This is a genomic window from Mucilaginibacter gotjawali, from assembly GCF_002355435.1.
GTDB classification, from domain to species: domain Bacteria; phylum Bacteroidota; class Bacteroidia; order Sphingobacteriales; family Sphingobacteriaceae; genus Mucilaginibacter; species Mucilaginibacter gotjawali.
Genome location: NZ_AP017313.1, coordinates 1214672 through 1229446, shown reverse-complemented (window position 1 = coordinate 1229446; position 14775 = coordinate 1214672). Strand labels below are relative to the sequence as shown.

13 protein-coding genes are annotated in these 14775 nt (G+C 44.0%); 11 read left to right on the top strand and 2 right to left on the bottom strand.

What is annotated here, in order from left to right; genetic code table 11:
* Positions 1-29 precede the first annotated feature (29 nt).
* Both MgSA37_RS05570 and MgSA37_RS05565 read right to left on the bottom strand, forming a co-directional pair.
* Positions 30-683: a tetratricopeptide repeat protein gene (locus MgSA37_RS05570; RefSeq protein ID WP_172885295.1), complete on the bottom strand. Its 654-nt coding sequence runs from the start codon at positions 681-683 to the stop codon at positions 30-32.
* Positions 684-735: 52 nt separating this feature from the next.
* Entirely contained in the window at positions 736-1398 is a 663-nt protein-coding gene (locus tag MgSA37_RS05565; protein WP_096350236.1) for a tetratricopeptide repeat protein, read from the bottom strand.
* Positions 1399-1769: 371 nt separating this feature from the next.
* Here MgSA37_RS05565 and MgSA37_RS05560 point away from each other — a divergent pair, with 371 nt between their 5' ends.
* From MgSA37_RS05560 to MgSA37_RS05510, 11 genes are all read left to right on the top strand, one after another.
* Positions 1770-4535, top strand: a complete 2766-nt coding sequence (locus MgSA37_RS05560) for a hypothetical protein (protein WP_157750451.1) — start codon at positions 1770-1772, stop codon at positions 4533-4535.
* A gap of 84 nt (positions 4536-4619) precedes the next feature.
* Positions 4620-4856, top strand: coding sequence for a hypothetical protein (locus MgSA37_RS05555; RefSeq protein ID WP_096350234.1), 237 nt, complete (start codon positions 4620-4622; stop codon positions 4854-4856).
* 163 nt (positions 4857-5019) lie between these two features.
* Positions 5020-6117 carry a signal peptidase I gene (gene lepB / locus MgSA37_RS05550; protein WP_096350233.1) on the top strand — a complete coding sequence of 366 codons (1098 nt, stop codon included), beginning with the start codon at positions 5020-5022 and terminating at the stop codon, positions 6115-6117.
* 942 nt (positions 6118-7059) lie between these two features.
* Complete coding sequence (locus MgSA37_RS05545) at positions 7060-8265, top strand: head maturation protease, ClpP-related (protein ID WP_096350232.1); 1206 nt, start codon at positions 7060-7062, stop codon at positions 8263-8265.
* Positions 8266-8409: 144 nt separating this feature from the next.
* Entirely contained in the window at positions 8410-9618 is a 1209-nt protein-coding gene (locus tag MgSA37_RS05540) for a hypothetical protein (protein ID WP_096350231.1), read from the top strand.
* A gap of 127 nt (positions 9619-9745) precedes the next feature.
* On the top strand, positions 9746-10333 hold the full coding sequence (locus tag MgSA37_RS05535) for a hypothetical protein (protein ID WP_096350230.1): 588 nt from the start codon (positions 9746-9748) through the stop codon (positions 10331-10333).
* 122 nt (positions 10334-10455) lie between these two features.
* Positions 10456-10716, top strand: coding sequence for a hypothetical protein (locus MgSA37_RS05530; RefSeq protein ID WP_096350229.1), 261 nt, complete (start codon positions 10456-10458; stop codon positions 10714-10716).
* Positions 10717-10757: 41 nt separating this feature from the next.
* Positions 10758-12041: a hypothetical protein gene (locus MgSA37_RS05525; RefSeq protein ID WP_096350228.1), complete on the top strand. Its 1284-nt coding sequence runs from the start codon at positions 10758-10760 to the stop codon at positions 12039-12041.
* Between the two features lie 105 nt (positions 12042-12146).
* Positions 12147-12779: a DUF6712 family protein gene (locus tag MgSA37_RS05520; protein WP_096350227.1), complete on the top strand. Its 633-nt coding sequence runs from the start codon at positions 12147-12149 to the stop codon at positions 12777-12779.
* A gap of 193 nt (positions 12780-12972) precedes the next feature.
* On the top strand, positions 12973-14319 hold the full coding sequence (locus tag MgSA37_RS05515; protein WP_096350226.1) for a hypothetical protein: 1347 nt from the start codon (positions 12973-12975) through the stop codon (positions 14317-14319).
* Positions 14316-14747 (top strand): hypothetical protein, encoded by a 432-nt coding sequence (locus tag MgSA37_RS05510; RefSeq protein ID WP_096350225.1) that lies wholly within the window; start codon positions 14316-14318, stop codon positions 14745-14747. The genes MgSA37_RS05515 and MgSA37_RS05510 overlap by 4 nt, the downstream gene beginning before the upstream one ends.
* The last annotated feature ends 28 nt before the right edge of the window (positions 14748-14775 follow it).

Below are 14775 nucleotides of genomic sequence, written 5' to 3'. Positions count from 1 at the left end.
TCCGATCAGGCTAAACGTTACACCTTATATTACTTGCAATTGTCATCAATAAGTTGTTGAGCACCTGTATAACCAAGTGACACCGCTTTGGAAAAATCAAGGCAAGCACCACTTTTGTCGTTCATATCAACCTTCACCTGGCCACGGCCGCTATATAAATAAGGCATTAAAGAATTCCCAGTTGGACAAATGGATATAGCGTGGTCGTAGTCTTTTATTGCGGCAGCATAGTCCTTCGTTTGCTTTTCAGCATGGCCGCGCAAAGCATAAATGCTTGGAATGTCAGACTGAAGCTTAATAGCCTGGTCATAGGCTTTTATGGCGCCTTCAAAATCTTTAAAGTCATTTTGCCTGATGTTCGCCACAAAAATATAAGACGAGGCAGAGTCAGGATGTAGCGAAGTTATTTTTTCTGCATCAGCCATAGCGCCGTCGTGATCGCCAAGTGCACTTTTTGCAAGTGCCCTGAGTGCATACGCTTTAACGTATTTATTGTCCAGGTTAATCGCCGTATCAAAATCCAGCACGGCAACTTTATATTTCGCCTTGTTTAGGGCGTCGTCGCCAACATCAGATTTTTCGTGCATTTTTTTCTCGCCGGCATTGCAATAGTCAACAGCAGAATGGTTTTTGCACGAGTAAAGGGTAAAAAGAATTAAAAGAATAGCTAAAGATTTTTTCACGATGTTTAGATTAGGTATATTCATTTGCTAAGATTTAAAGGCATACAGATCCTTATTTACACCGAAGGCTGATCATTTCCTGTGCATCGGCGTCACCTAGGGATGATGCTTTTACAAGATCCAGGCAACCGGTTTTATCATTCATATCAAGCTTTACATCGCCCCGGCGGCGGTAAAAACTTTTGATTTTTGAACTGCCCGGAGGGCAAATGGCTATAGCATGACTATAATCGTTTATTGCACTGGTATAATCATTTAACTGCCCTTCTGCCATCGCGCGCATTGCATAATATTCAGGATTATTGGAGTTAATTTTTATCGCCTGGGTGTATGCGGCTATTGCTCCTTTAATGTCTTTAAGTTGTTCCAATTTGGTTCGGGCAATAAAAATAAAAACGTTAGCTGAATCCGGTTCAAGGGAAGCGACTTTTTCCGCATCGGCAATACATCCTGAGTAATCGCCCAGTATTCTTTTTACGATCGCCCTGTTTTCATAAGCTAATATATAATTATTATCTGCTTCAATAGCCTGGTCAAAATCATGCAAAACGGCTTTATATTTTGCCTGTCGTGCGGCTTCATTCGCGGTGCTATCACCAACATCTGTTTTTTCACGCGCTTTGGCCACGCCGGCATTAAAGTAGTTAACTGCATCCTTGTTTTTGCACGAATAAAGCGTGAAAAGGATTAAAACGACAGTAAAAGATTTTTTCATGATGTTTAGATAAGGATTATTCATTTGTTAAGATTTAATGAGCTAAAGGTGAAAATATATTTTTAAAATGCCAAAAAAATTAGCAAATATTTTTACCGGGGATACCTGCTGTAGTTTACAACTGGTAAAACTTCAGGCTTATTACAGAAATTAACTTTCGCTGAAGCATGATTAAAAAATATTATGCCAATTGGAATATAAAACATAATTGCCTATCTTTGTATTCGGGCCGCCTCGCGCCTGCACTACCGCTGAAATCACATAGCCATTTCTAATGTCAAACCACATCAACTTTTGGTTCGATTGCTTTGGCAACAACGGTTTCCGCAAATAAATTCCTTAAAACACATTCAAATTATCCAAACAAAATTATGGCCGACGATATCAGCAAAAAAATCACCATTGATGTAGAAGTAAACACCGATGGGCAGCAGCAAATCAATCAATATAAGGCAGCATTTGATAGCTTGCGGAGTTCTGTAAATGGACTTTCAAATCCCCTGCAGGGAATTTCATCAAGTATTTCCTCGCTTGATAAAGACATATCTAAACTTACTGCTTCTATCAACAAACTAAACAGCCAGAACAAGGAGCAGAGTTCGGGCTGGGGAAAAGTAAAAAGTAATGTTACCGAGCTGATCAGTTCATTTGGCGACTGGGAAGGTGTGCTTAAAACTGTAAAAACAGCTATTTGGGGTGCGGAAGCTGCTGCCGAGGGGCTAATGGCGGCGTTAACCGGCGGCCTGGCAATTCTTACTACTTTTTTACCGGAAATTATAGATGTGGTTAGCGGGTGGTTTAAAGCTGATACGACATTAACAGCGTTGAATAAAACACTAAAAGACAATAAAATTGTACAGGATGCCGTAAATCAGACAATGGCGCAGGGCACCAATGACGCACAGCAGGAACTGGTACACTTAAACCTGCTTTACAAGGCAAGCCAGGACCATAATGTTAAATTAGAAGAACGGAAGAAAATTGTATCTGAATTGCAGAGCCAATATCCTGACTATTTTGGAAACATGTCATCTGAAGCTATATTAAACGGAAAAGCTACCAAAAGCTATGACGACCTGACGAAAGCTATTATAGCAACAGCCCGGGCAAAGGCCGCGGAAGAAATAATTACCAAAAATCAGGTAAGATCGTTAGGCAACGACAGTAATCTTGAAAAACTAAACGGAGACCTTACTCAATACACCAAACAACTTAAAGCTGCTCAAAAAGAATACGACGACTATATGAAAAACCAGGCAATTGGCGCGGGAGGGTTTGGAATGGTCGACTCCGAAGAGGCAAGTCTTTCTGAAAAACTCGCAGGGATCCGCGATATGGTTAAGGCAACTAAAAAATCAATTGGCGATTTAAAAACCGACTCAAATTTATTAAACAGGCAAAATGAGGCGTTGGCAAAAAAAGTAATTGGCGACACCGAACAGAATGGCGCGAAAGTTTTGGGGGTGGCGTCAACAACTAACAAACAACTTGTTAAGGGTAGTGGTGAAACAGTAAAAAAACAGCTATCACTGCTTACCCAAGCCGAAGAAATGCGTAAAGCTTCGTTGATGCGCCAGATGCAAACCACATTCGAGGCTTACGGAAGTGAGGCTGCCGTAGAAAACAATCATTACCAGGATGAACTTACCAAACTAAAAAACTTTTTAAAAAATAAACAAATAACACAAAAGGAATTTGACGATGTAAGCAAACAGCTAAAGGGCGAGCACCAGGCCAACATGGCTGCCATCATCAATAAATATAATGAGCTGGATAAAGAGAAAACCCAGCAGGCCCAAAATGAACTGGCCGAATTAACGATAAAAGGGATGCGGGAAGGATCGGCAAAGCAAATTGCCGAGTTGAACCTTGAACAGACCGAAAAACTGCAGCAGCTCAAAAAAAGCACTGATGAGCTCAGCGATCAGCAGAAAAAACTTGCGGCTGAACTGGCTGATACTTTACTTTTAATCCCTTATGCAGATGTTTCGGTATTAAAAAGCCGCTTGGATGCCGTTACTGAACTTGTGGAGATAAATGGCAAGAAAAAAATAGGCATTGAACAGCAAACAAAGGATGCACTTAAAAAAATTACCGACCAGGAAGCACAGGATAAACTGGTAAAGGCCGATCAGGAATCGGCCGACGGTGCAGTGGATCCGGAAGCAAAGCTAACTGCCGAAAAAAAACTAATAACAGATAAATACCAGTTTGAGATTGAACAGGCACAAGGAAACAATGAAAAAATAAAGGAGTTAGAAAATGAGCGCAATAAAGCACTAAAGGAAATAGACGATAAAGCAGCAAAGGAAAAAGCGGACAAGGCCAAAAAACAGGCTGAAGAATTGAAGGCTTTTGAAGAGAAAGTAGAAAAAGAAGCCGCCGATGCCGCTTTTAACTTGATAAAAGGCACCATAAAACACGCCAGTGAAGCCAAAATTACAGGCCTTGAACAGGACAAAGCCGCCGAATTGAGTAATACCAGTTTAACATCAACCCAAAAACTGGCTATTGAACAGAAATACAAACAAAAAGAGGCCCAGGTAAAAGTTAAGGCATTTAAAGAAGAGCAGGAAGCATCAATTGCACAGGCGGTTATTAACGGGGCATTGGCAATTACAAAGGTCACCTCGCAAACAGGCGTACTCGGTGCGTTTGTAATACCCGGCATCATAGCCGAGACAGCCATACAGGTAGCCACCATAGCAGCACAAAAACCACCGGCTTACGCAACAGGTGGCGTACACTATACTTCAGACGGGCGCGGCGGGATTTTGCCAGGATACAGCAGAACTGATAACACCAACGCCTATCTGCGGTCGGGCGAGGGAATTGTTGTATCAGAGGCCATGCAGGTACCCTGGGCGCGCAACTTGGTAAGCGCTATAAACGTTGGCTTTGGCGGCAGGGATTTCTCCATGGCAAATCCGGGGCGCGGCTATGCCGTAGGCGGTATATTTACCGATGGCGGCGATGCCAACCGTTATTACAACCAGCCCGTGCACGATCAGAAGAACCTGGCCAACTCCATTGCCTACCAGATGATCAACAACTTCCCGCCTGTTTATGTAGACGTGAAGGATATCAACAATCAACAAAACATTTTGGCACAAACCATTAACAGGGTGAATCTGTAAGGTGAAAGGCAAAAGCTGAAAGGTACGGATCTTCTAAAAACAACTAGTCACCCAATCAACTTAATCCAACGCAATCAACTATACATGAACATCAAAATTGCCAACACACTATTTGATGATGGGGTATTCTCGGCTATGTACAAGGCTGGGTTTATCACCACAAAAATTTTCATATACCGCGAAATTTACCTTTGGATTGAGGCACAGCGAAAAACCCGCGGCTTGAACAAACGCCAGGCGGTAATGGAGGCTGAAATTAAATTCAGGAAAGACGAGCGCACCATCTGGCGGGCGTTGAATAGTTTTGAGGAGGGGGAATAACTAATTTGAGCTCAACAGCTTTACTTTTAAGCTCAAAAAGAGGATAAATTGAGCTTTAAGCAGTTTAACTGTGAGCTCCATTTAATCTACAAAGGGCAAAAAAGCTTATTTTCCTGTAACAAATACCACCCACCAGCTATCTAAATGATAAACACCGTTTATCATGAACTGGAAATTTCTGCAGAAAAAAGATTCAACCAAGCCAAAACCCAAAAAGACCAAAGCCCGCGAATGGCTGGATGCTATTGTTTTTGCAGTGGTAGCAGCTACTATTATCCGTGGTTTATTGTTTTCAGCCTATGCAATCCCGTCCGGATCAATGGAGGGTACAGAATTAACCGGCGACTACCTTTTTGTAAGCAAATGCAGTTATGGCGCACGTATGCCAAATACCCTTTTATCCATCCCTTTTACCGAACCCATTATGTTTGGTATTAAAACCTATTGGGACGCTATCCAGCTGCCTTATTTGCGTTTGCCGGGCTTTACTGATCCGAAAAAGAGCGATATCGTAGTGTTTAATAAGCCAGAGGAAGCAGATCAAAATATCCCTGTAGACCAACGAACAACTTTGATTAAACGTTGCCAGGCGGCCCCCGGCGACGTCCTTTCCATAGTAGATGCGCAAGTATTCATCAATGGCAAAGCGGCACCAAATGCACCAATGGCACAAACCAATTATACAGTTACTACCGACGGGCGCGATATAAACCCACAAACACTACAGGACCTTGGTGTTACAGCAAATAACGGCCTGGTAGCTAACACTTACGAAATGTTGATTCCTACGCAAAATGTGGCAGCTATCAAAAGCTTTTCGAATGTTAAGAGCGTGGTTAAAGAATTGCAACCTGCAGGGCAGGCAGATCCGCAGGTATTTCCGCATAATGCCCGTTTTAAATGGAATATCGACAACTTCGGCCCGTTGAAATTGCCAAAAAAAGGCTGGACTGTAACCCTTAATGATTCGACGCTTGCACTTTATCGGCGCGCTATTGAAGTGTACGAACACAATAAGGTAGATACCACCGGCAAAACTATTATGATCAACGGTAAAAAAGCCGGCAGTTATACCTTTAAAATGAATTACTACTGGATGATGGGCGACAACCGCCACGATTCCTTAGACTCACGTTTTTGGGGCTATGTACCCGAAGATCATATCATCGGCAAAGCCATCATTACTGTGATGAGTATCGACTCTACCCAGGATTTCTTCCACAAGATCCGCTGGAGCCGCATCTTTAAACCGATCAATTAACAAAAGAACCAAATAGTATATAAAAATAGTTTTAGTTTAGTTTAGTTAGCTTCTTCAGATCCTTCTCCAACAGGGGAGGGATTTAAGAAGAAGTGTAAACTAAGCAACACTGGCTTTAGCATTACCGGTTCCGAACAAAATAAGTACTGACAAAACAGTGTCAGCACTTATTTGAAATATTGTTCTGACCTTTGTTTTAATCAGTTGTCTGAACACGATTTTTAAGAGTGAATGGATTATCAAGATTTAGCCAGTGGACGCTTCAACTCAAAATCATATCAATCGTTAAAATCCTAAAAATCATGTTCAGACAAAAGTACTGACAAAACAGTGTCAGCACTTATTTGAAATATTGTTCCGACCTTTGTTTTAATCAGTTGCCTGAACACGATTTTTAAGAGTGAATGGATTATCAAGATTTAGCCAGTGGACGCTTCAACTCAAAATCATATCAATCGTTAAAATCCTAAAAATCATGTTCAGACAAAAGTACTGACAAAACAGTGTCAGCACTTATTTGAAATATTGTTCCGACCTTTGTTTTAATCCGTTGTCTGAACACGATTTTTATGATTGAATGGATTATCAGGATTTAGCCAATTATAGGTTCATAACGCTTCAGTTCAAAATCAGAATCATGTAAATTGTTAAAATCTTAAAAGTCATGTCCAGACAAAAGTACTGACAAAACAGTGTCAGCACTTATTTGAAATATTGTTCCGACCTTTGTTTTAATCAGTTGATAATATCAATCAATCATCAACTACATCATAAAAATCAGTTCAATCCAGGTTCAGACAAATATTGTTCTGATCTTTAAATTATGCCAATCAGCATATTAAACATTTAGCCTGATTGTTTCCATTGGACTCCAAAAACGAAACTACTTTGTCTTTCGGACTTTCCCGACTTTTCGGACTTTCCCGACTAAAAATAAAACACATGACCTACAAAATATACCTATACGACACAGATACCGATTGCATCGGCTCCGGTACCTTATCATCAACCTACGTGCAATCGCAATTGGAAGCGGCAGCCGGTCAGGATGTGGAAGTGCATATCAGCTCGGTTGGCGGCAGCGCTTTTGATGCCATCGCCATTTATGATCTGCTTAAAAAATACAATGGCAATGTGATCACTTATATCGATGCGTTGGCTGCTTCGGCGGCTTCTATTGTGGCCATGGGCGGCCAACAGGTGGTGATGAGCAAATATGCATTGCTGATGATCCACAAGCCGATGGTGGGTACCGGCGGCAATGCCGATGAACTTTTAAAAGATGTGCAGATGTTGAATATAGTGCAGGCGCGTTTGGCGCAGATCTATATGGACAAAACCGGGTTGGACGGCGTTACTATCAATAGCTTAATCAACGCCGTCACCTGGTTATCTGCCGACCAGGCGCTCGACCTGGGTTTTATTGACCAGGTAGAAGACTACAGCGCCGACATTACAAACAGCGCACTCATTAAAAACTATGTAAACACGGCACCGGTATTTTACCAGCGCTATATCAACAAAATCTTAACCAAAAAAAGCAACATGAACATCGAAAACAAAGAACTTATCGAAAAAACCACGTCGGTTTTGGATAAGATTATGAACTTCTTTAAGAAGGTAGTAAACAAACAAACCATTACGGACAAAGGCACACTGCACCACGCCGGCGAACTGGATGAAGGCACCGAAGTTTACAACGACGAAGACATGAGCAGCCCCGCAGCCAGCGATTGTTACACCACTGCAAGCGGCAGCAAAATAGCGGTGCAGGGCGGCCAGGTGCAAAAGATCACCCCACCAACAGCTGACCCTGATGCTGTTCCTGACGCGGATGACGATGATGACAGCGCACCATCAGATAAGTTTAAAGCTGCTAAAAAACCGGTGGACGTTCAAAACAAACTGCAATCCATCAAAGCAAAATTACATGCGCAAAATGCACTGTTAAACGAAGCCAAAGATGCGCTTGAAGCTGCAAACCTTCGCCTTAAAAAAACACGCGAAGAGGTAAAAAACGAGATCCGCTCGGATTTCAGTCCCGAAGGCTCCAAACGCAGCAACAAAGCCAAAACCGAACCCGTGCCTTTCTTTGCTCCACAAACTGCATTGGCGCAAAATGCGGTAAGGAAAGCGGTAGCGAAATAGCTGTTGCAAGGTTGAAATGTTGTAATGTTAAAAGAACAACATCTTTAAAATTCACTCAATCAGCATTGCAACCTTCCAGCATTCCAAACTCACCCACAAAAACATTACAACCTTAAAACATTCCAACATTACAACAAAAAACAAATGGCTCAATTTACATTTACAAACAACACCTATGCCGGCGAAGCGCTGGCCGGGTTTATGGCCAGCACGCTTTTGGAAGCGGATTCCGTTAAGCGAGGATTGCTGACCGTTATTAACGACGTTAAAGCCCGCAAGGTGATACTTGATGTTGACGACAACGTGGTTTTACAGGACCCATCGGGCATATTTCACGACCAGGGAACCACCGCCCTGCAAAACGAAAGCTACCTTGACCCGGTAGTGTACGAATTTATGAAACAGGAACAATGGGATAAGCTGATACAAAGCTGGGAAGCACAAAGCCTTAAGCCTGGCGCCTTTTTAGATTATGAAGGCGTTGTGGACCTGTCGGACTTTATGGTACAGCGTTACCTTACCAAAATACAAATAGCCAACGAGCGTTTGTACTGGCTGGGTAAAGGCTCAACCAAAGAGGCAAGTTTTACAGCGGCGTTCCCGGGTTTATTGCCGTCTATTGCAGCTGCATCAGGCGTTTACAAAGTTGGCTTAGGCAAACCGGCTACATCCATGGCCGCAACATCAATTGACGCGACAGGTTTGGTAACCGTTTCGGACACATCAACCTTAGCTGATGGCGACGTAGTAACCATCACCGCTGTAACCGGTTCGAGCAAAGATACCACCAACGGCGCTCCGGGCATCTCAATCCAGGGTCAATCCTACTTCATCCAGATAGCAAGCGCCACCACTTTTAAACTGGTGCGTAACTACAACGAAGTGAACAGCCGCCTGGCAGCAACTTTTACCGGCACATCAACTGCCGCAACTGTCAGCTACATCAACGTAAGCAACGTGCTATCTGTTTTGGGTGGCGTTTATGCGCAACTCGATCCGGCCGACCGTATCCAGGACGATTTTAACCTGCAGGTTCCCTTGCATGTTGGTTATGCCTTTGCACAGGCACAGGCTAACAAAGCGCTCAACGTTATCAATGCCTTTACCGACATGAAAAAGATGGATTACCTGGGTATCCCGTTACAGATCATGAACCACTGGCAGGCAAATACCATTTTAGGTGCACGCTCATCCAACCTGTTTTTGGGGGTCGATTTATTGGGCGATGCTTCAGAACTTTCAACCGTTTACATGAAGCCTTATACCAACGATAACGTGGTACGCATGAAAGCCCGCATGAAAGCGGCCGTTAACTTCAAATTTGCTAACGAGATATTTTATTTGAGCGCGTAGCGCAGTTGATTAGGTTGATTGAGTGAGTGGTTGATTGAGTTAAAGACGCCCAACCTCCTGCTAACTTAATTAACCTATTCAACCCAATCAACTTAATCAACCCAATCCAACTTAATCAACAAAACACATGTCAATCTACAATAAAATAAATGCAGGGTTCAGTTTAGGAACTGCATCGCCTGTAACTGCAGGTATTGAGGATGTGATCTACATCTTTAACCAGGATGATTTCACACTCACCTATGATACCACCAACCCGCTCATCGTAACCGGAATTACCGCTGTAGGCACCGCCAAGATCTATAAATTCGAAGGCACTAATAACAGTTTCAACACACTGTCCAAGCTGGCTAAAACTTCCGTAGGACCACGTTATACCGAGGAAATAGACTTTAACGTTGCCGGTTTTTCTGTCGACATAAAAACACAGCTGATGGCTATGGGCTATGGTCGTACCCGCGCCATCGTCATTAACAACTACAACTCCAGCGATTCGGCCATTGAATTGTTCGGCGCGGTAAATGGTTTGATCCTCACCGATGCAGAGCGCAGCGCGGCCGACGAAACCGTAGATGGCGGCTACAAGCTTAAACTCACCAATCCCGATAAACTGAGGGAGCCCTACCCGCCACGCGCTGTATCCATCGCGCCACCCAGTGGCACGGCCACTTACGCCAGCACGCTTGCTGCAATTGAAGCTTTGGTAGCTGCATAGTAAATGTGCCCCTCCCAACCCTCCCCGGTTGGGAGGGCTTTAAAAAAACCGCAAACCAAAAGTCTCTCCGCCAACCGGCGGAGGAGATTTAGAGGGGCTTAATGAACTATGAACCAAAACCAATGACAAAGAAATACACACTAAAACCCGGAAAGCACCAGTTCGCATCTGGATCCCCTGCGATTCACGACAACGATAACCTGAGTGATGAGGAGGCCGAATGGTACCTGGAAAAGTATCCGCACATAGCCGGGTTGTTTGTTGAAAGGTTGGAAAGTTGTAAGGTTGAAATGCTTGAAAACGTTTCTTCGGAAAACATTAAAAAGGAAACAGAAACAACGCCATCCGAAGCCGATCAGCAAGAATATCAACCGGAAAAATAACATTCCAACTTTTCAACCTTCCAACATTACAACAACATACTATGAAAACATACCTGCCACAAATAGAGCGGAGGATATTTGTAAGGCCGAATCAAACCTTCGGCATACTCAATTACGACCTGGATAATGCCTATCCGCAACGCATGCTCGAACTGGTAGCCGCCTCCCCTACCGCTAAAGATTGCTGGACCAAAAGGGCCAAGTTTATAGGCGGAAATGGTTTTGAAGAACCCGGCCTGGGCAAGCAGATCATCAACCCAAAAGGTTTGACGCTGGCCAAACTGTTAAAGGCTGTAGCTACTGATAAGGCTTTGTTCACTGGCTTTGGCATCCATGTAAATTACAATGCCAATTTTAAAATAGCCTCGGTAAATTATGTTAAGTTCGAGGATATCCGCCTGGGTGATACTGATTTTCCTGACACTGCAGATAAATACGCCATATATTCTGACTGGGGCCGCAAAACCTGGAAGAACATCATGCGCAGCAAGATCACCTTCCTGGATAAATACAATCCTGACGAACAAACTATTAAAAACCAGGTATTGGCCGCAGGCGGCTGGGATAAATACAAAGGGCAACTTTTTTACTATAACCCGGAGGTGGACGATTACCCGCTGATTGAAGCGGATTCTGTTTGGGAAGATTTTGAGACCGAAGCCGGCATAAAGATCTTTAACAACCGCGAAGTAACCACCGGCTTTTTACCCAGCACCATGCTTTTTATGCAGGCCCGCAGGGAAGAAGCTGATAACAGCGCCCCCGATAATGAGGAATTGCCGTACACCAACATGCCATCGCAGCTGGAAAAAGACCTGGGATCGTTCCAGGGGGCGAAAAGTGCGCAAAAGATCATTGTTATTGAGTATGAAGACGAAACCTCCAAACCGGAATTTAAACCTTACTCCATCCAAAACAACGATAAGCTTTTTGAAACAACGGAAAAATCGGTAGAGGCCCGGATAATTAAAGGCTTTTCTATCCCAAAAGAACTCATTAATTCCGAAGGCACTTCAGGCTTAAGCAACGGCGGCGAAAAGAAAGCGGCTATCACCGAGTTTAATGACAATACTGCCCCCGACAGGCTGGAGTTATCGGAAACCTTTGCCGAAATATTCAGCCACTTTTACCTGGATATTAACCCAGCTGATAATTGGAATATATTACCGGTACCCGCCAACGTCGCCGATGATATTACCGGTATAAAAGCCGGCGCAAGTATTAATCAACTACTGCTTGCCGATATACCGGCCCAAAACAAAATAGCCACACTGGTTTATGTTTATGGCTTTAAGCAAACCGAGGCAGAGGCGATGTGCCTTTAATTAGTGAGTAGTTGATTGGGTTGGATTAGGTTGATTGAGTTAATCATTCGGCTTTTTAAAAACTCAATCAACCACTCTCTCAATCAACTTAATCAACCAATCCCCATGAATACCATTTATCTCATCAACCAAACTACATTTCAAAATTACGAGGATATCTCTGTCAATATAAAGCCTGAACGCCTTAACGTTTTCATCAAAAAAGCACAGGACCTCGACCTGAAACCATTTTTGGGTCATGCCTTGTATTACGACTTCCTCCAGCATTTCAACAGCGATGGCACCCTGCAGGATACTGCGCCACAGCCTTACAAAGACCTGCTAAACGGCAGCGAATACCTGGATAAATACGGTCATATTGTTTTGTACGAAGGCCTGCTGCCAACATTGGTTTACTTCACCTTCGCAAGGTTTATTGAAGCTGATGCAGTACATTATACGGCTACAGGCCCGGTTATAAAACACCACGATATGGGCGACCCGGTTGCACCGAAGGATATTGTAAAACTGGTGCAACAACAGCGTAGTGTAGCCAATGCCCATGCTAACGAGGTGGAGAAATTTTTGTGGGATAATAAAGACGATTTCCCTTTATGGCGGTACAATGGCAAAAACAAAAGCAGCCGCCAGTCGGGCCCGCGGATCCGCAGTGTCGACCGCACCAGTTTCAACTTCCCGTCAGGATATGATCCTTCTGGCGCCGATAGCTACCTGCCTATAACAGCATTCATGAACTAGAGTTAAGTCGATAGTCTTGAGTCGGAAGTCCCAAGTTAGCTTTTGCTCGCATTCCGTTTTAGAATAAAGGCTTGACAATCAAGACTACCTCTCAATTTAACAATAACACAACACTGTGCACGATTGAAAGAATTTTACAGGATATAAAAATATCTAATCGGTGAAATCATTTTCATCCTAAATAAAAAATACTATGCCAACCGATAAAAAAATAAGCGAATTACCTGTAGCTTCCTCCATCAGCGCGGCCGACGTTTCGGTACTGGTAGATGGCGGCACCGACTACCAATACACCTTTACCCTGTTGCTTCAGTTTTTAGAAGCAAACCTGAGTACGGGTGCTAAAATTTCCTTTGGCACTGTGCTGCCTCAAAACACCAGCGGCAATAATGGCGATGTATTTGTAAATACGCCAGCGGGTTCCTTTGCACAAAAGGTATCCGGCACCTGGACGGTGGTTTACACCCTTCCTGCAGCAAATGCCGCCGATGGCACCTTACTTTACGGTGCAGGTGTGCCGGGATCAGCCACCGGCAAAAACTCCGATAGTTACATCAATACCTTAACCGGTATTTTTTATCAAAAAGCATCGGGTACCTGGGCCCAGGTATTTTCAATGGCCACCGGGCCGCAGGGGCCGCAAGGCACAGCCGGGACAAACGGCACCAACGGAACCAACGGCAACACCATTTTATTTGGCACCACAGTGCCGTCGAACAGTACCACAGGCATTAACGGCAATTTTTATATCAATACCAGCACCTATGTACTATATGGACCCAAAACGGCCGGTGTTTGGGGCGATGGCATTTCGCTGATTGGTACGGGCATACAAACCGGGGGAACAGCGGGCCAAATATTGGTAAAAGCAGACGGTACAGATTTTAATACCACATGGGAGGATAACTCATTTGCCAACCTCTCCGGTCAGCCCGGCGACAATCCCAATATGGCAACGGCCCTTGCTGCAAAACAAAACTCCCTGGGATATACCCCCGAGAACATTGCCACTAAGGGCCAGCCAAACGGATATGCTTCATTAGACAGTACCGGCAAAGTGCCTTCGGCGCAATTACCGGCTTATGTGGATGAAGTGCAGGAGTTCTCAAGCTTATCCGCCTTCCCGGCCACGGGAGCAGCTAATATTATTTACGTTGCCACCGATACCAATTACGAATACCGGTGGAGCGGATCAACTTATATCCAGTTAGTAGCTTCGCCGGGGAGTACCGATGCTGTCCCAGAAGGAAGCACTCACCTTTATTTCACTGCCGCGCGGGTATTGGCAGTAGTACTTACAGGTATCAGCTTCGGCACCGTTTCGGCGGTAACGGCTACCGACAGCGTCCTCGCCGCCATCGGAAAGCTGCAGGCGCAAGTCACCTCTATTTCCGGAAAAATACTCCCGTCGGGCGGCACAACCGGGCAAATACTGGCCAAAACATCAAATACAAACTACGATACCCAATGGATAAACCCGCCAACCAGCGGGGGCGGATCCTCTAATTTCTCTTACAACTTTTATCAAACCACATTATGACAAGTTCATCAAATACTACTTCATTTGCGACGTTGACTGGCACCTACCCCGCAACGCAATTGGCATCAGGTCTGGCAATCAATACCGATACCCTGGTAGCAACTGGCGGAAGTAATGCTAGTATTGCATTAGACGTCCTGTTTAGAAATTACCAGTCAAACACTATCAATTTTGATATAATAATTTGCGCTACCGGCTCAAATTCAACAGAAGCGAACAACCGTACACAAATTCAAATACCTGCCAGCGCGGGTAACAATGGCAGCACACAATTGGCATCACTTGCAGCCCTTGCCCCTCAACTATTCGATCTTGACCTGGCAGGCAACAGGGTGATCACCCTTGAAAGTGGAATATCCATTTATGTTCGCAACAAAGCAGCCTTAACAGCTGATGTTTGCATAACCGTAAAAATGAGAAGTTTCTGATAATATTCGAAAATACCGGCAATTGCTA